Origin of the sequence: Levilactobacillus cerevisiae (assembly GCF_003946245.1) — a bacterium.
Lineage (GTDB): Bacteria > Bacillota > Bacilli > Lactobacillales > Lactobacillaceae > Levilactobacillus > Levilactobacillus cerevisiae.
The window spans coordinates 1-16564 of record NZ_RHNN01000031.1; the positions used below are offsets into that span (position 1 = coordinate 1).

Sequence of the window (16564 nt, forward strand, 5' to 3'; positions counted from 1 at the left end):
ATACCAAGTATCAAACCGCCCTACACATATTTGGTTTGTCGAAACAATGTTCAGTTTTCAAAGGTCTACCAAGTTATTAGAGAAGCAAATGCTCCGTGACAACTTTTAAAGTATATCATGTCGGTTAAAACGTGTCAACATCTTTTTTCAACTTTTTGAATATTTATTCAACATTCATTTTACTGAAGAAATTTACGATACGTCTTTCTGACAACATAAATCATTCTATCAGTTACGATTTAACACGTCAAGCACAAATTTCAAATTATGATTAACTATTCAGCAATCTGTTATTTATGCATTCCTCGTCTCAAATCAGCAACAGGTAATATCTTACCAATCATCTTTCATTAGGTCAAGTATTTATTCCAAATAAAATAAAAAGCCCCTCTTACGAGGAAGCTTTCTCTTGATCAAGTCGTTGTAGCGCCTCACTTTTCCAACCCTCTAGCCGGTCAGCGATGGGCTGAAACCCATTATTGATTCGGTGATTGGTCCAGTAATGGCGATGTTGATGTTCCAATGGTTCCGGACTGTAGGCAACGTGTTCCAAACACCGTAAAGAAAGACTGATCTTTCCCGTAAACTCATCGATGTCCAGAATCACCACGTTAACCTCCTGATTAACCTTGAGGTAGTCATGGATATCTTGGACGTAACCACAATGACACTCAGAAATGTGGATCAAGCCCTGACGATGACCGCCCAAACTCACAAACGCACCGTACGGCTGGATTCCTGTAATGTGCCCCGTCACCCGCTGACCAATTTGAAACGGCATAGGCCTGACCTCCCTACTATAGAAATGACACACAATTACTCAGCGTCTTTAACGGTAACCTTGTCCATCGTGACTGGCGTTGCCGGTTGGTCGCTGGCATCCGTCTTGACCTTGGCAATGGCGTCAACGACATCCATCCCCGCAATCACTTGGCCGAAGACCGTGTGGCGGAAATCTAACCACGGTGTCCCACCGTCTTTATAGGCATCGACAATTTCTGCTGGGAAGCCCGCATCAGCCATCTGGCTCTGCATTTGGTCCGTCATGTCCTTGTCCTGAACGACGAAGAACTGGCTACCATTGGTATTCGGACCCGCGTTAGCCATTGAAACGGCCCCACGAAGGTTATACAGTTCTTGTGAAAATTCATCTTCAAACGGTTGACCCCAGATACTTTCGCCACCCATCCCAGTACCGGTTGGATCGCCACCTTGAATCATAAAGTTGGGAATGACCCGGTGGAACGTCAAGCCATCATAGTAGCCGGCCTTGGCATGGGTCACAAAGTTTTCAACTGTCTTTGGTGCTTGTTCGGGGAAGAGTTGCAGCTGAATGGTCCCCATGGACGTTTCAATCGTTACTTGTGGACCCCTGGCGTTAGCCAAATCAATTTGCGGAAACTTTGTCATAATTATCCTCCATATCTTTTCAAAACACTATCTGCCTTTCTATTATCACCGCCAACCGACAAAAATGCAACTAGCAGCCATGGTGTTATACTAAGAACACATTTCATTTCAAATTAGGAGACGATCCAAATGACGAAACCAACCACAGCATTAAAGCAACGCACGATTGATCTGTTAAACGAACGCGGCGTTCAACTCGACGACATCGCTAGCCTGGTCATCTTTTTACAAAAAGACTACATCGCTGGCTTAACGACTGCCGAGGCTCTCAGTAGTGTGCAAACCGTTCTCAGCAAACGTGAAGTCCAAAATGCCATCCTTACCGGCATTCAATTAGACATCGCAGCTGAGCACCACGCCCTCCTCGAGCCGCTGCAAACTATCGTCGAACGTGACGAAGGCCTGTACGGTGTGGATGAGACCATGGCCCTCTCAATTGTTGATATCTACGGTTCCATCGGCTTCACCAATTACGGGTATATCGATCGCGTCAAACCCGGCATTCTTGCCAAACTCAACGCGCACGAACCTGGCATCATTCACACGTTCCTTGACGACTTGGTCGGCGCAATCGCGGCCGCAGCTGCTGCGCGCCTAGCCCACGACGACGCGGGCGAACAAGACACGCCATTTAAGTAACAGCCCGACTAGCTTACCCCGTTAGTTATGTCACCTTAACCAAATATCATAATTTCATTAAGGTTGGCCGACTCTGCTGACAGTGGGGTCAAACCCAGCTACAATGTAGGCATAACAAATTTCAGACTAGCATAAGGAGCACCTTAATGGGATATCTAATTGATTTTGTGCTACACATTGATGATCACTTGGTGAATATCGTCAATACGTTTGGGGGATCCACCTACTTCATTCTGTTTGCCATCGTTTTTGTCGAAACCGGTGCGGTGATTCTGCCATTTCTCCCCGGTGATTCATTACTCTTCGCTGCGGCCGCCCTGGCTGCCAACCCGGTATACGGGCTCAACATCTGGTTCTTCGTCGCGCTATTCTTATTAGCTGCGATTGCTGGCGACTCCCTGAACTTCTACCTGGGGGGAAAGGCCGGTGCGGCCCTCTCCAGTCATTCCTGGTTCGGCCGCTTGATCAATAAGGATAAGCTCGCCCAATCAGAGAAGTTTTTCCGCAAGCACGGACCGCTGGCCATCTTTCTCGGCCGCTTCATGCCGATCATTCGGACGTTTGTACCCTTCACTGCGGCAGGTTCACAGTTCCCGTACCGTCGTTTTCTGAAATACAACGTCAGCGCGGCCATGACGTGGGTCTTCATCTGCTGTGGCGGAGGTTATTTCTTCGGGAACATCCCCTTCGTCAAAGCCCATTTCTCAGCCGTGGTGCTGGGGATTATCGTTATTTCCTTGATCCCAGCCATCGTTGGTTGGCTTAAGGGGCGCCACCCGTCAACCCCGAGTAGCCTCCCAGAAGACGACTAGAAAATAGCACATTGAAATAGCCGATGACAGCCTACGCCGTCATCGGTTTTTTAGTGTCTTATGTTAAGTAGCATCAGTTGCCTTCTTCTCTCGCAGTACGACTCTGAAACGCAAAAAGACGTCTGGAATTCCCCCCAAACGCCTTCTTAGTCTCTATTCATTTAACCTACGCGTTTTTAATAGCCACGCGTCCTCGCCAGTACAACCATCCCAGACCGGCCTCAAAGAGTACGAAGGCCATGATGAAACAGTGCAGAAAGAACGTGTCCGGTAGCGCGTTAATAATCGGGTCTAAATCCGGATCAAAAATCCAGTCGTTATTGCGGAATAAAACTTCATGGAAGGCAATGAAAAAGCCGTTAAAGTTCACGGCCAACATGGCGCCCAGCACCAACGGCACGCCCGCCGCGATTTGCGTCGGGCGTAAGAGACGCCACTGTTCCGATCGCCGGTGCAGTCCGCGGAGATAAAGTCCCGCCGGCGTCAGACTCACGAGTAGCACCACGTTGTTCAGGAGAAACAGATTTTTCACGTCATGGAAATGAATCATCCCCGTATAGGACGTGGGAAAATTGCTCATTTTTAAATCCGTCACCCACGGTAACTCCAAGTAGCCTAACATTTGATAGTAATTATGCATAATTTTGTGAGGCGCCATCTGAACGGTCTGACTAATGTCTAGCCAGTGAATATCCAAACGATACAGCCACACGGCATTGATCGTCAAAAAAATACTCAGCGTAATTAACGCCAAAAACAGTGCGGTCAAGCCACCCCAACGTGCTAGCCTAGTCAAGCGGCCCCGCCTCCAAATCCCAATGGGCTAAATCAGGAACCGTATAGGTCGGTTGCACGGCTGCCGTTGCGACCTGTTCTGGCGTGGATACGCCCGTGTAAGTCAACAAGGTATCAACCCCCGCATGGATGCCCGCCAAAATATCCGTCTGATAGTTGTCCCCAATCATCAAAGCGTGTTCTGGCGCCACCCCCATTTGCGCTAACGAGTTCTGTAAGAGAATGGGTTCCGGCTTGCCCACGAAAATGGGGGCCGTCTGTGTCGCATAGCGGACGAGGTCGACCAACGCCCCAGCACCCGGCATCAGACCACGTGCCTTAGGGATATTGGAATCCGAGTTCGTGCCAATGAAGGTGGAGCCACTACGGATTGCTAAAATTGCCTTGGCAAATTTTTCATAGGTCACGTCGCTATCCAAACCCACGACGACATAGGTCGGGTGCACTTCGTCTACCGTGAACCCCTTAGCCGCCAGGGCCTGTGCCAAGCCGATTTCACCGACGACGTAAACCGTTCGTGGCTCCTGATTCCGTTCGTCAGCCCGTTGCGCCAAAAAGTCAGCCGTTGCTAACCCCGCCGTATAGACGTTGGCCGTCGTGACATGAATATCATGATTATCAGCCAGGTTCGCTACCACGTCCACCGGTAGCTTAGTGGTATTATTAGTCACAAATTTAAAGGGCATGTGCGCCGCCTGTAATCGCTCGACGAATACCCGGGCCTTGGGGTAGCGCTTGCTGCCCGCATAAATTGTCCCATCAAGGTCGATCAAATAAGCCTGATACTTTTTCACTACCAACTCTCCCTAATCTTCTTTTTTACGAATGGTAAAATGCCGGCGTCCCTGACCACCAGAAGCAACTGTCACCGTCTTCTGCTCATTTCCTGTTGACTTAGCGACTGGGCGCCGTTCCTCAGTGTACGGGTGCGAGGTATTCCGATGCCGTCTGCGTGACCGGCGGCGATGGGCCGTGTTCGTACCATTCGTGTTATTAGAATGACTCTCAGATTGTTTGTTGGTTGGCGCCTTTTCTGTAGTTTTCGACTGTGCACTAGCCTGATTACCCGCGCTTTCCGTTGCCGGTTTAGCTTGGCTCGTCGTTGACCGCGGATTACGACGGCGGCGGGGTCGACGGGGCTTCGGTGCGGATTTAACATCTAGGTTGTGCAGAATGAAGTACGCACACCCAAAGTTACAGGACTCGTAAAGGTAGTCCTGCACGGCGTCAATTTGGTTCTGCTTGGCGCCTGCACGGTCCTCAGCGTAGAACCCCTTTAACCGGAGTTGTTCGAACCCCCAGTCACCCACAATGTAGTCAAATTTACTCAAAATTGTACTGAAGCGCTGGGCAAACTCCGTGAAGTCAAAACCCTCCCGGACATCTGCCACAACTTCATAGGGATGGCCATTGATTGAGATGTGGCTCTCATCCACCCGGACTACTTCGGCGGCTGGCTCCCGGTTTTCTTTTTGTTCGGCAACGAGTGCCTCTAAATCTTTGCGATCCACCGTCGTCATCCTCTCTGTTTTTAAGATAACGGGTAGTGCTTACCCAGATACTGGGCGAACACTTCCCGTAATAAGTCTTTGTATAAAATCTTGTTCTGTCCCACGATGGAGATCGTTGGGAAAAACGGGATGAACAAATAGTGATCCAATCCCGCAATCGTATACTGCTTCGTGGGTGACAAAGGTTCGCCTCGCCAAGTGACCTCGTGCGTCACGGCATCGTAGGCGATTCCCAAGTAATTGATCTCACCAAAGATTTTACCACGAAACCCCATACCTTTTTGCGGAAAATACCGTAAAAATAACCGAGCCAATTCGAATTCTTGAATTAACCGCCACAAATCGTAGCCACTCAGCGTAATCGTCATGACGTGGATATTGTGCGGTAACAGTTCGTGTAGTTGGTTTTGATTAACCACACCCCGTGGTAAGTCGTGCAGAAACAAGCCAGCATTTAAAATGGCAGCTTGTGTCCCGGCATATTCCGCCACGGCATGCAGACCTTCACGGACCAAGCGGGGCTGACCGACGGGATCGGCTTCCATCGCTACCGGTAGATTGGCCACCCGCTGTTCGGACAGGATTGCCTTGCCCAAGTCGGCCAGCTGGCCAATTTCGGCAGCGTCCGCCGGTTTCTCTGGCAATTTGGCCGTCTCAACCACCCCTGCCTGTGCCCGTTGCACCTGATGCTTCTCGTCCAGGTCCAGCGTAATCCGGCCCACGTAGCGCCCCCATTTGCCAGCCGCAGCTAACAGACTGTGGTTGTCCTGCTCACCGTGCACCAGCAAGTGGTGCGTGTGGCTGCCAATAATGACGGTCACCTCGGGAAAACGCTTGGCAATTTGCCGGTCGACATCCAATCCCAGATGGGAGAGCAGGACACACACATCAAACTGCCCGGCATAGGTATGCAACAGTTGTGTGAGCGCCGGATTCACGGCAATCGGCCACCATCCCGCTAACGGATAGGTCAAATGGTACGGTGCCGTTAAGCCCAGCACCAATACGCGCGTGCCAGCTGCGGTGGTAAAAATCTTGTGATCAATTGCCCAGCTCGGCTGCTCGTGCGTGTCCCCAGTGAGAATATTCCCTAGAATCACGGGAAAGTTCGCGTGGTCATACAAGTGATCTAATTGCGGCCGCATGAAACCCAGCCCCTCGTTGTTGCCAATCGTCGCGGCATCGTAACCGATTTGATTCATTAATTCAATGTTTTTTTGACCAACCGTTGCCTCACTGACGGGGTGCACCCGGTCGATATGGTCCCCCAAGTCAAACGTATAAACGGTGTCTCCTGCTTGTTCGGCCTGCTGCCGGGTGGTCGTCAAATAACGCCGAATCCGTGGCCAATTCTCGAAGTGCGAGTGCAGGTCATTCGTATGCAAAATGGTAATCCGTTCCATTTTTTCAGTCTCCTCTTAATGCTGAGTCTAATCGTACGGCATCGAGGAGGCGCGGTCAAGCGAGCGGCTGACTCATGCGTATTGCCGCGCTACTGTTTCTCCCGAAACTCCTGTGCCTTGCCCGCAACCATTTCTTCGATTTCACTGGTTGAAAATGGCGTACCAAACGGTACCTGTTCCATGAGGTACCGGGTTTCTGGCGTATCGACCCCCACGTTGATATTTTCCTTGACCGGAACGGCATAGTGATGAATGTGGCCGTGCAGATTCACAATTTGATTGACGATGCCCAACATCATTGGGTAATGGGTCATATAGTACTGGCGGTGGTCGTACTTGATGAGTACGCCGACATCGTGAAAGGTAAATTTCGGCTGACCGTTTTCAATGGGATTGTGGGCAGCTAAATATTTGAACAGGGCTCGACTATCGTGGTTACCCTTAATTAATTCTAAGTGACCATTCAATTGCGACAAAACCGCGCAAACGGCCTCATCTGACTTGACCGCTGGCTTGGTGAAGTACAGAGCAATGTCGCCCAGGTGATAGACGGTATCCGTCGGCGCCACACGGGCATTCCAATTGTCAATAATGGTCTGGTTCATTTCTTCTACGTTGGCAAATGGCCGTGGGGCAAAATCATTTTCCCCTAACAAATCTGCGTGAAAAAAATGGGTATCTGATGTAAAGAATTCCATGAGTCATGCTCCCCTTTATAAGACGTCTAATGGTTGTTTCGTGGTTGGTGCTGGAAATGCCTGATCCAATTGCGCCAATTCGGTGGACGTTAACGTGATATCAGCCGCCGCAATGTTCTGTGCCATGTGAACGGCTGAACTCGTTTGAGGAATGGCCAGGACTTGGTCGTGGCGAATGACCCAAGCTAACAAAATCTGATAAATTGAGACCTGATGCTGCTCAGCGATTGCCTTAACGATAGCATTGGTTGTCAAATGGTGGCCCCAAGCATCACCCTGCGCCACGGGTGAATAAGCAATCAGCGGTAATTTGTGTGCTCTTTGCCAAGGCAATACCGAATATTCCAAACCACGACTGCCTAAATGATACAGATCTTCATTGACCACGGCCTGATCTCCGCCTGGTAGTTGCCAAAGTTCTTGTAGATCAGCAATATCAAAGTTGGACACACCCCAGGCACGAATTTTCCCCGTCTGTTGTAGGCGTTGGAGCTCAACCACGGTTTCGGCCAAGGGAATCTTGCCGCGCCAATGGTACAGGTATAGGTCCAGATAATCTGTCCGCAACCGCTTTAAACTGGCGTCTAAGCTGGCTTCCATCCGCTGTTTAGAGGCATTTTCTGGTAACACCTTAGAAATCAAATAGAGTGACTGTCGCTCAACGGTGGTCAAAGCTTCGCCCACCAGATCCTCGGCGCGGCCAGAACCATACATTTCGGCCGTATCAATCACGCGGGCACCGGCTGTAATCCCAGCGCGAATGGCCGCAATCTCCATTGCCCGTTGTGCAGGTTGATCACCCATGTGCCAGGTTCCAATGCCAATCGCTGGAACCATTTTACCTGCAATTATGACTTGTTTCATCATGACATGCACCCCTCTCATTTCGTGCGAGTCGTTTGCTGCCAATTGGTTCCCCACAGCCAACTTCACGCTCGATATATTACCTTTATCCTAGCACTTTCGGCCAGTCTTCGCTGGGTCTAGCGTGCCAAATGACAAACTCTTTTCAACGCAAAAACGCGTCGGGGATGGCTATCATCCTGGACGCGTTTTTCTCTCTAAAATTATATTGCTGAAATGTTTGCCAGATATTGGCAACACGGTCTAAACCTGCCGGCTTACCGTTCGCCAGATTTAGGCCGGAACGCTGTGGGTAGGACGCCGACAGCCTGAGAATCGGTCTGCCAGCTCGCTTTGAACCGCACGAACCGCGTTTCAAAGTCGCCATTTTCCAAGAAAGTCACATGGAAAATCCCACGGCTGAGCCTAAATTTGGCTCACTCACGCCTACATAAATTGTATCTAATTACGGTAGACGAACGGTTTCAGTCCGGCGATGGCCACCTCAATGTCATGTTGAAGAACAGTCATAACCGGAAGAGGACAGAGATGGAGGCAGCTGTGTCGACGGTGTTAGCTGGGCCGTTTTAGGTTCCTTGGAACTTTCGGCCTTAATGCCCGTCAGCTATTCGCCTGCCGGCACACGCTTTAAAATTACTCATCCAACTTAGAGTCATCAGAATCAGCGACAACCGAATTACTGGCCGTTCGCCGATCCTTCAGATACTTACCAACACTCAATGCTGCTAGCCAGAAGATTGAGCCGATCAAGGCAATCAGTGTGTCGACCCGGAACAAGAGGACGATGCCCACCATGGCAAGGAACGCCAGGATAAAGTAATCGCTCCACGGAAAGAATGGCATCTTGAAGCCAGTCGTCACCCCCGCTGCGAGCTGCTGGCGCTTGAATTTGATGTGGGCAACGACGATGGCCCCCCAGATGAACAGGAAGCAGGTCGTGGCCACACTGGAAACAAACGCGAAGACGTGACCCGGAATCAAAAAGTTAAGGAACACCGATACGGCAATGACCACTGTTGAAAAACGCAGTGCGCGTACCGGTACCTGTGCGTGGGAAAGAACGCCCATGCGCTTGGCAAACTTGCCTTTACCCCGGTAAGTTAGGGAGAAGAGCATCCGCCCCGTCGTAAACAGCGAGCTGTTGCAAGCTGAAGCCGCCGCGGTCAGAACTACGAAATTGATGACGGCCGCTGCCGACTGAATCCCAACATTTTTGAAAACTTGGACGAAGGGACTGCTGGTTGGTGAAACGGCTTGCCACGGGTAGATAGCCATTAAGGCTAAGAGTGACCCCAGGTAGAACAGGATAATTCGTAACGGAATTTCGTTAATCGCTTTAGGCAACACTTTCTTCGGGTTAGCCGTTTCGGAAGCGGTCATCCCCACCATTTCAATCCCAACGAAGCTGAACAGCACCATTTGGAAAGACAGGAAGAAGCCCTTAGCACCATGGGCAAAGAATCCACCAGAGACTAAATTAGTGACGCTGGCGTGACCGGCGGGTGTTGGGTAATGAACAGCCACCATGTAGGCGCCGGCTAAGATCAACGCGATAATTGCCACAATTTTGATAATGGCAAACCAGAATTCCGTTTCGCCAAAGGCACTGACCGTGACAGAGTTCAGCGTCAACAGGATGCCCAGCAAGACGAGTCCGGTGACCCACTGTGGTAATTGTGGGAACCAGAACTGCATGTATTGCCCGGCAGCCGTGATTTCAGCCATGGCAATCGTAATCCAGCAGACCCAGTAGGTCCAGCCGGCGACGAAGCTCATATTGTCACCCAGGTATTTCTGAATAAAATCGATGTAGGAATGCGCATTTAAATCCGAGAGCAGTAATTCTCCCAATGCACGCATGAGTAGAAAACACATGATTCCAGTTACCAGGTAGGCCAACACGATCGATGGTCCCGCTAGGTGAATTGATTGGCCGGCCCCCAAGAACAGCCCCGTTCCGATTGTACCCCCAAGCGCAATCAGTTGAACGTGGCGACTCTGAAGGCCGCGTGAAAATTCTTGATCCTCATTCACTTGACTTTTTTTCATCTTAATCGCCCCTTTGTTGAAATTCATTATACACGTCCAGGGGGTCAAAGCTAGTACCAGCAATGGTTGGTTCGGTAAATTAAAAAGCATTGCAGGCCCGGTGCAAACCGTTTTGAATCACTTTAATATTATTTACATGAAAAAAATTCAACTATAGTTGCGAGCTGGTGTTGGCGACCGCTGCTGACACGCACTCAGTAGTTTCGCCACACCCGTTTCCGCTAGCATCCCCAACTTTTCTGCAAAAAAAATAGTCCTACCAACACAATGACGTGTGGTGGAACTATTCTGAGGCTGCGACAAAAGCTACACCCCGAATTAACATTGCTGAAACGTGCCCCAACAGGCAGCTGATTCCGCTTAACACTGCTAACCAAACAATCCAAGACCAGGATTATTCGGTTAGCACCGTTAATGCTCGTCAGCTAAACGCCTGTTGGCTCACTCTTCTCTTTATTTCCGTAAGCGTTCAATGTCCCGAACGATCATTAATTCTTCATCAGTTGGGATCAAGAGCGTCTTGATCTTTGAACCGTCCTTACTCAAGTCACGTTCAACCCCACGAATGTTGTTCTTTTCTGGGTCGACACCAATGCCAAAGTAAGCTAACTTGTCAGCAACTTCTTGACGAATCGTGATGTCATTTTCACCAACACCGGCAGTGAAGACAATTGCGTCAGCGCCGCCCAATTCAGCCAGGTAAGCACCCACGTAACGGACAATCCGGTCGATGAACATGTCCCGTGCCAACTTAGCCCGGGGGTTCTTAGCTTGAACCTTTTCCAGGTCACGCATATCAGCGGAAACACCAGACACACCAATCAACCCAGACTTCTTGTTCAAGATGTTGATCATGTCGTTTGGCTTGTCAATGTTAAGTTTTTCCATCAAGTAAGCAACTAAGGAGGCATCGATGTCCCCAGAACGCGTTGCCATTTCAATCCCAGCCAATGGCGTGAAGCCCATGGATGTATCGAAGGACTTGCCATCCTTGATAGCAGTGATTGACCCACCAGCACCCAAGTGCATCGTGATCAACTTTAAGTCCTTCAACGGCTTGCCAAGCATGGCTGCGGCGCGGCCGGCCACGTAACGGTGACTCGTCCCGTGGGCACCATACTTCCGCGCACCATACTTTTCATAGTACTCGTAAGGAATGGCGTACATGTAGTTTTCTTGGGGCATGGAGGTGTGGAAAGAGGTATCAAAAACAGCCACACTCAGCACGTTAGGTAAGATTTTCTTGAAAGCTTCAATCCCTAAAGCAGCGGCTGGGTTGTGTAATGGGGCGTATTCGGACAAGTCTTTGATTTTTTGTAAAACATCATCGTCAATCACAGCGGAGTCCTTGAAATCTTGGCCCCCAGCAACGACCCGGTGACCAATACCAGTGATTTCGTTGAAGTCCGTGATAATCTTCAACTCGGTCAATTGGTCCAGCATTAATTGAATAGCCGCGCTATGGTCGTTAACGTCCTCATGCGTTTCGTACTTTTGGCCGTCACCATACTTGATTTCAACCAAAGAGTTGCCCAAGCCAATCCGGTCAATGGCCCCTTCGGCGATGACTGATTCTGCTGGCATCTCAAATAATTTAAATTTTAAAGTTGAACTGCCGGCGTTGATTGCTAATGATTTTCCCATGTGGTATTTCTCCTTTTATGTGCGATCCGTCAAAAGGTATTGTTCTTCCCATTGGACGATTTCCGCAACAAACTTTTGGAACGCTGATTGATTCTTAAATGATGGAAATTCACCCAACATCACTTGTTCGACTTGCTTGGCTCCCGCACCTGGCTTCTGGAGAATCAGAATTGCCTTTTGTGCGCTAGCATTTGCAAACAGTTCTGCAGGTAAATTTAATAATCCCTGCAGATAGGCATTATTCGGTAACCATTTCAGTAAGTTTTGTGCCTGTTCACTCTGAAAGAGTTGTGAAGGTACCAGAAAGACGCCGATACCACCTGGTGTTAACTGATTAATGGCTTGTTCCAGCAATAAATGGTGCACGTAGGTGTGCCCGCTCGTGGCTGCCGTCTTAAAATTAACCGCGTTGTCATCGACTGGGTAATACCCAATTGGTAAGTCCGCAACAATCAGATCGCTAGCTGGTACTAATAACCGTTCCAGGGCATCCTGGTGAATCAATTCCACCGGCACCCTTTGTAGGTCACTAGAAGTTTGAGCAATGGCCAACATCGTGTCATCGTTGTCCACCCCGTACGCATCAATTTTACCAGCAACCACGGCTTTAAGCTGTGAAATCACTGCAGTTAACAAGTTGCCCGTTCCTACCGTCAGATCTAGCAAAGACAGGTGCGTCTTGCCCTTCTCCAACCGCGTAACCAGATAGCCCATGATGTAGGCAATCGTATCGGGCGTTAACTGATGATTGGCTTGGATTTCATCAATGCGAATTGCCTTGAGCATCACCAACTGGACTGCTCGTCTAACCGTTTCTGCATCAAAACTTTGCCAATCCACCTGCTGGTACAAGTCGTTCAGTTGCGCAACAGTCTCCTCTTTAGGACGGCCGTCTTCAACCTGAACTTGTCCGTTGAGCAGGTTATCCCCGGTCTCAACGAACGCATCTAAATAAGATGTGCTTAGTGCTGCTTGTAAGGTCGTTGTTGATTCATCAAGCACCTTAAAGAGCGCTTCAGTCTGTTCTTGTGACAGCACGCTTCGCCTCCTTGTGAAAAATCCGTGACACGTGTATCCGCTATCTATACTACCGATTTTTAAGCGGTTATTCAAGCAATCTTTCGGGCTAATCCTGTTTCGCGGGCTTTTCCTGCCGCTGTGCTGGTCGCTTTTTCACATGCCGCTTCGTTTGGCGCTCAATCACTCGGGTAGTCTGCGCGTAATCACGGGTCAACTGGTTCGTTGTCTCTCGCCGCGCCGTTAAGCCAACGCTCACCACACTCAAAAGCAAGCTGACACTAGCCAAGAAGAACAGTGCCCAGAGCGTCAGGAATCCTTGATGCCGCGTAAATCGACCAATGTTTCTTGCCATGGTAAACCCTCCCGTTTGATTTTTAACGCTACCACACCCGATTTGACCTCCCGCCAGTGAATCGCTGTCACGCTCCGCAAGAGCGGATAATAACCTTGCCCCTGAGTGTTAGTCAGTTTTAAGGTCTGCTTACGATCAACGGATAGTCGCAATGTCTTCAGCTCCTGTTGGTCATAAATCAACAACACATCGTCAACTGCGGCGGTCACGCGGTAGCGTCCGGACTGTTCCAGGAGCTGGACCAACTGATACCAGGCAACCGGGTCACGGCGGATGGGTCGCAAAAAGGTGCGTTCAGTCCCCGTCACCAAAAGAAACATCCCCGCCGCGATTACCAACGCTACCACCGTTTCAATTAAAGTGAAACCAGCTCGCCGCTTCATTGCGCCGCAACCCAGGCCAGCAATGCACGGTCATGTTGCCGGCGCACGGCAGTCAGCTTGGCCTGTCGTTGTTGTTCCAAGCGCTGACTCGTTTGGAGAAAATCCTGAGTCAATGTCACCGCCAAACACACGATTGCCAGTGCCAACAAAGCATCAGGCAAGACCCAGCCGTTACGGGTGCCGCGTTTTCGTGGCTTCCACATAGAAAATCGCTCCTCCCAATTGAAATGTTTGATAGAACCAGTGATGGCTGGCCGTACTGTGCCATTCAATCCATAACGCCGTGGCCGCACCAGAGGGATAAATCACCCAGCCAGAACCACCTTGACGCCACTGCAAGGTTTGTGGAATTTTCAGATGCCCCAACGGCTGATGCCCCTTGACCGTTTGCATCCGTACGACGTGTCGGTCTGGCTCTATCTTAATGCTGACCATCTCCTGGCGGCGTATCGCCTGTTGACGGCCGGCGGTCCACATCCGTTGCCACGATGGCCAGAATGCCTGCTCAGCGAGTTGACTTTGGTGCCGTTGCCCCTGAAACGTGACCAGCACAGCCAAACCGGAAACAATGGTTAACACCAACAGGGTCTCAACTAAGGTAAAACCGCTACTTTTCCTTAGCAAGCGCTTGATCCCCCTTGATGATAATCTGCTCCTGCTGTGCACGGGCCACTTGTTGGGCAGTTAAGTAATGACCCGCTTTAAGCTCGGCAAACGTGACGTGCGGCTGTTGATCATCCTTCAGGGGATGGTCGTCTAAATAGGCGGTCACTTGGCCCTGCACAACCGTCGTCATGGCATTACCGTGAATCTTACTGGCCCGTTGTCGCTGGGTGTTCAGATTGGGCAAGATGATCAGAATCAAGAGTGAAATAATGAACAGTACAATTGTCATTTCTACTAAGGTAAATCCTCGGCGCACGTTAGTCATTGTAGACCCCCTGTAAGTTCTGATACATTGGTAAGAGCAGGCTCAAATAAGCACCCACAATCAGCAGGGCCACTACCCCCAACAAGATAGGTTGAACCAGCGCCAGCCCCCGTTCCGTCCGCCGAACCAAATCACGATACTGCAGCGTACTAAAGGCGCGCAACTCACGGGCCAGTTGCCGATTCGTACTCCCCTTTTGAAGAAAAATCAGCAATTGTCTGGGAATGAACTGTTGCCCGCGAAGCCAGCCGACTGGCGACTGGCCAGCTGCCAACTGTTGTTCCAATTTCCTGGCAAGCTGGTGCAACAAGGCCCGTTCAGGCAACTGCTGGAGAACTCCCATCATCTGTTTCACACTCAAGCCGCTTTGGACCAGTTGGCTCAGGTTCGCTGTCAGATAGTACGCGTAATAGGCCTGACAAATCCGCCCCACGTAGGGCACCCGCAAATACAGACTCGCCAGTTGTAGGCTGGGTTGCCGCGCCCACCATCGCCAGCCGGCCACGAGGCCCCCTACTGCCAGTGCCACGCCACCAAACCACAGATAGTGGGTCCAATTCACTCCCACTGTCGTCGCTGGCGCCAAGTCTTGCTGCAGCTGCGGCAAGATGCCAACCTGCAGTGTCACAAACAAGCCTGCCATACTCACGAAGAGGCCCAACGGATACGCCATCAGTTGACGCAGTTTTTGGCGCTGGGTGGCCATTAACCGCAACAACTCCGCCGCCTCCTTAAGTGCCGGGGCCAACGCGCCGTACGTCGTGGTCAATTGCAGTTGAAAGTACACGTTTGGTTGCAGGTATGGCGCTAACAGGGGCACCAACTCTGCGCCAGCTAACAGCTCCCGCTCAATGTCTTGGAGGCTATCCGGAAAGTCGCCCCCGACCGTCCGCATAAAGGTCACCGCCTGCTTGAGTGAAAAGCCACTTGCCAATTGATCCGCCAGCAGCTGGCAGAATCGGGCCTGCGTGGTCAATGACCACTTAGCCGACCCGAAACTGATTCGCCGTCGCCAACGTGATTGTGTTGCTTGCCACTGATTCTTCAAGGGTCGTTCGCCACCTTTCCGTGGTTGTCAGGGGTGCGTGCCAGATTGCCTGCTCCGTTAAAATATCGAGTAGCACAGCGGGTCCTACCCCTTTTCTAGGAATCAACCGCTGATAACAGGCCGCCGTCAACACTTGCCGGAGTTGCGCGGCCGGGATACCCAGGTCGGCCAAACGACTGACGGTCCCCGCTGCCGTCTGGGCGTGGACCGTGCTCAGGACCAAATGGCCACTCAATGCTGCCCGCACGGCCGCCTGGGCGGTCTGTCGATCCCGAATTTCGCCAATGATAAAGGCGTCCGGTCGATGGCGCAGCCCCACCTTGATCAACGCGTCGTACGACATCCCTGCCGCCTCATTTACCTGCAACTGAATGAAGCGCGGTTCTTTGATTTTCACCGGATCTTCTACCGTCAACACCACCGTTGTGTCATCGAGCCGACTAGCCGTGGTATACATGGTCGTCGTCTTGCCCGCACCGGTGGGACCGGCAAACAAAATCAATCCCCGTTGCTGGGCCAAGTCTAGTAACTGCTGCCGTTGTCCAGGAACCAAGTAGGCGCTAGCGGTCGCCGCATAAGGGTAGATCAACCGAATCACCAAGGACTCCTGATTCGCGTAGTCCCCCACCGTCGAAAACCGCAACTCCACCGGAACCTCGCCCGGCCAAGTCATCGCCCCAACTTGGGGTCGTCGCCGTTCACTAACGGCCATATCCGCGTGAAACTTAAAGTAGGTAATCAACTGACGGCCAATCAGCTCAGTAACCGTCTGCCAAACCGTCATCGTTGTCGCCTGCCGTAACCGAATCTGATACCCCGTCTCATGGGGTAAAACGTAAATATCACTCACATGTTGCCGCACTGCCAACGTTACTAATTTCTTGATCAATTCTTCAATCACACTGGGTCACCTCCGAGTCCGTTAAAGTTAACTCCGTAATGAATGGCCAATTGTTTTTTTATTTTCAAAAAAAGGGCAAAAAAAATAACCTCCACCGAAGTGAA

Annotated in this window: 20 protein-coding genes; 2 read left to right on the plus strand and 18 right to left on the minus strand. The window is 50.7% G+C overall.

What is annotated here, in order from left to right; genetic code table 11:
• Window positions 1-391: 391 nt before the first annotated feature.
• Window positions 392-781, minus strand: a complete 390-nt coding sequence (locus tag EKM99_RS12920; RefSeq protein WP_125583828.1) for a CvfD/Ygs/GSP13 family RNA-binding post-transcriptional regulator — start codon at window positions 779-781, stop codon at window positions 392-394.
• A gap of 35 nt (window positions 782-816) precedes the next feature.
• A complete protein-coding gene (locus tag EKM99_RS12925; protein ID WP_125583829.1) occupies window positions 817-1410 on the minus strand; it encodes a peptidylprolyl isomerase in 594 nt (197 codons plus the stop codon).
• Window positions 1411-1539: 129 nt separating this feature from the next.
• On the opposite strand from EKM99_RS12925, the gene EKM99_RS12930 reads away from it, so the two are divergent.
• Window positions 1540-2049 carry a phosphatidylglycerophosphatase A family protein gene (locus tag EKM99_RS12930; RefSeq protein WP_125583830.1) on the plus strand — a complete coding sequence of 170 codons (510 nt, stop codon included), beginning with the start codon at window positions 1540-1542 and terminating at the stop codon, window positions 2047-2049.
• A 146-nt stretch (window positions 2050-2195) separates the two neighbouring features.
• Window positions 2196-2861, plus strand: a complete 666-nt coding sequence (locus tag EKM99_RS12935; RefSeq protein WP_125583831.1) for a VTT domain-containing protein — start codon at window positions 2196-2198, stop codon at window positions 2859-2861.
• Window positions 2862-3027: 166 nt separating this feature from the next.
• On the opposite strand, the gene EKM99_RS12940 is transcribed toward EKM99_RS12935, so the two are convergent.
• The 16 genes from EKM99_RS12940 to comGA form a co-directional block, all read right to left on the minus strand.
• Window positions 3028-3657, minus strand: a complete 630-nt coding sequence (locus tag EKM99_RS12940) for a TIGR01906 family membrane protein (protein WP_125583832.1) — start codon at window positions 3655-3657, stop codon at window positions 3028-3030.
• Window positions 3650-4450: a TIGR01457 family HAD-type hydrolase gene (locus tag EKM99_RS12945; protein ID WP_125583833.1), complete on the minus strand. Its 801-nt coding sequence runs from the start codon at window positions 4448-4450 to the stop codon at window positions 3650-3652. Before EKM99_RS12945 ends, EKM99_RS12940 begins: the two co-directional genes overlap by 8 nt.
• 12 nt (window positions 4451-4462) lie before the next feature.
• The gene (locus EKM99_RS12950; protein ID WP_125583834.1) at window positions 4463-5176 is read right to left on the minus strand and encodes a YutD family protein; all 714 of its coding nucleotides are present in this window, start codon (window positions 5174-5176) and stop codon (window positions 4463-4465) included.
• Window positions 5177-5187: 11 nt separating this feature from the next.
• Window positions 5188-6570 carry a bifunctional metallophosphatase/5'-nucleotidase gene (locus tag EKM99_RS12955; RefSeq protein ID WP_125583835.1) on the minus strand — a complete coding sequence of 461 codons (1383 nt, stop codon included), beginning with the start codon at window positions 6568-6570 and terminating at the stop codon, window positions 5188-5190.
• 89 nt (window positions 6571-6659) lie between these two features.
• Window positions 6660-7268, minus strand: coding sequence for a metallophosphoesterase family protein (locus EKM99_RS12960; protein WP_125583836.1), 609 nt, complete (start codon window positions 7266-7268; stop codon window positions 6660-6662).
• A 15-nt stretch (window positions 7269-7283) separates the two neighbouring features.
• A complete protein-coding gene (locus EKM99_RS12965) occupies window positions 7284-8132 on the minus strand; it encodes an aldo/keto reductase (protein ID WP_125583863.1) in 849 nt (282 codons plus the stop codon).
• Between the two features lie 633 nt (window positions 8133-8765).
• Window positions 8766-10181 carry an amino acid permease gene (locus tag EKM99_RS12970; protein WP_125583837.1) on the minus strand — a complete coding sequence of 472 codons (1416 nt, stop codon included), beginning with the start codon at window positions 10179-10181 and terminating at the stop codon, window positions 8766-8768.
• A gap of 453 nt (window positions 10182-10634) precedes the next feature.
• Complete coding sequence (locus EKM99_RS12975) at window positions 10635-11825, minus strand: acetate/propionate family kinase (RefSeq protein ID WP_125583838.1); 1191 nt, start codon at window positions 11823-11825, stop codon at window positions 10635-10637.
• Window positions 11826-11840: 15 nt separating this feature from the next.
• Window positions 11841-12863 (minus strand): class I SAM-dependent methyltransferase, encoded by a 1023-nt coding sequence (locus EKM99_RS12980; RefSeq protein ID WP_125583839.1) that lies wholly within the window; start codon window positions 12861-12863, stop codon window positions 11841-11843.
• Window positions 12864-12951: 88 nt separating this feature from the next.
• Window positions 12952-13197 carry a hypothetical protein gene (locus tag EKM99_RS12985; protein ID WP_125583840.1) on the minus strand — a complete coding sequence of 82 codons (246 nt, stop codon included), beginning with the start codon at window positions 13195-13197 and terminating at the stop codon, window positions 12952-12954.
• A complete protein-coding gene (locus tag EKM99_RS12990) occupies window positions 13152-13580 on the minus strand; it encodes a prepilin-type N-terminal cleavage/methylation domain-containing protein (protein WP_125583841.1) in 429 nt (142 codons plus the stop codon). The genes EKM99_RS12985 and EKM99_RS12990 overlap by 46 nt, the downstream gene beginning before the upstream one ends.
• Window positions 13577-13783: a hypothetical protein gene (locus EKM99_RS12995; RefSeq protein WP_125583842.1), complete on the minus strand. Its 207-nt coding sequence runs from the start codon at window positions 13781-13783 to the stop codon at window positions 13577-13579. The genes EKM99_RS12990 and EKM99_RS12995 overlap by 4 nt, the downstream gene beginning before the upstream one ends.
• Window positions 13752-14204: a type II secretion system protein gene (locus tag EKM99_RS13000; RefSeq protein WP_125583843.1), complete on the minus strand. Its 453-nt coding sequence runs from the start codon at window positions 14202-14204 to the stop codon at window positions 13752-13754. Before EKM99_RS13000 ends, EKM99_RS12995 begins: the two co-directional genes overlap by 32 nt.
• Window positions 14188-14511 carry a prepilin-type N-terminal cleavage/methylation domain-containing protein gene (locus tag EKM99_RS13005; protein WP_125583844.1) on the minus strand — a complete coding sequence of 108 codons (324 nt, stop codon included), beginning with the start codon at window positions 14509-14511 and terminating at the stop codon, window positions 14188-14190. Before EKM99_RS13005 ends, EKM99_RS13000 begins: the two co-directional genes overlap by 17 nt.
• Entirely contained in the window at window positions 14504-15559 is a 1056-nt protein-coding gene (locus EKM99_RS13010) for a type II secretion system F family protein (RefSeq protein ID WP_225419871.1), read from the minus strand. The genes EKM99_RS13005 and EKM99_RS13010 overlap by 8 nt, the downstream gene beginning before the upstream one ends.
• Entirely contained in the window at window positions 15495-16460 is a 966-nt protein-coding gene (comGA, locus tag EKM99_RS13015) for a competence type IV pilus ATPase ComGA (RefSeq protein ID WP_125583845.1), read from the minus strand. Before comGA ends, EKM99_RS13010 begins: the two co-directional genes overlap by 65 nt.
• Window positions 16461-16564: the final 104 nt, after the last annotated feature.

Excerpts from the sequence above, each read along its gene's own strand:
- EKM99_RS12925 (WP_125583829.1), bottom strand. The coding sequence starts at position 1,410 with ATGACAAAGTTTCCGCAAATTGATTTGGCTAACGCCAGGGGTCCACAA.
- EKM99_RS12920 (WP_125583828.1), bottom strand. The coding sequence starts at position 781 with ATGCCGTTTCAAATTGGTCAGCGGGTGACGGGGCACATTACAGGAATC.
- EKM99_RS12995 (WP_125583842.1), bottom strand. The coding sequence starts at position 13,783 with ATGTGGAAGCCACGAAAACGCGGCACCCGTAACGGCTGGGTCTTGCCT.
- EKM99_RS12990 (WP_125583841.1), bottom strand. The coding sequence starts at position 13,580 with ATGAAGCGGCGAGCTGGTTTCACTTTAATTGAAACGGTGGTAGCGTTG.
- EKM99_RS12965 (WP_125583863.1), bottom strand. The coding sequence starts at position 8,132 with ATGAAACAAGTCATAATTGCAGGTAAAATGGTTCCAGCGATTGGCATT.
- EKM99_RS12985 (WP_125583840.1), bottom strand. The coding sequence starts at position 13,197 with ATGGCAAGAAACATTGGTCGATTTACGCGGCATCAAGGATTCCTGACG.
- EKM99_RS12930 (WP_125583830.1), top strand. The coding sequence starts at position 1,540 with ATGACGAAACCAACCACAGCATTAAAGCAACGCACGATTGATCTGTTA.
- EKM99_RS12950 (WP_125583834.1), bottom strand. The coding sequence starts at position 5,176 with ATGACGACGGTGGATCGCAAAGATTTAGAGGCACTCGTTGCCGAACAA.
- EKM99_RS12975 (WP_125583838.1), bottom strand. The coding sequence starts at position 11,825 with ATGGGAAAATCATTAGCAATCAACGCCGGCAGTTCAACTTTAAAATTT.
- EKM99_RS12970 (WP_125583837.1), bottom strand. The coding sequence starts at position 10,181 with ATGAAAAAAAGTCAAGTGAATGAGGATCAAGAATTTTCACGCGGCCTT.
- EKM99_RS12935 (WP_125583831.1), top strand. The coding sequence starts at position 2,196 with ATGGGATATCTAATTGATTTTGTGCTACACATTGATGATCACTTGGTG.
- EKM99_RS13005 (WP_125583844.1), bottom strand. The coding sequence starts at position 14,511 with ATGACTAACGTGCGCCGAGGATTTACCTTAGTAGAAATGACAATTGTA.
- EKM99_RS12955 (WP_125583835.1), bottom strand. The coding sequence starts at position 6,570 with ATGGAACGGATTACCATTTTGCATACGAATGACCTGCACTCGCACTTC.
- EKM99_RS12960 (WP_125583836.1), bottom strand. The coding sequence starts at position 7,268 with ATGGAATTCTTTACATCAGATACCCATTTTTTTCACGCAGATTTGTTA.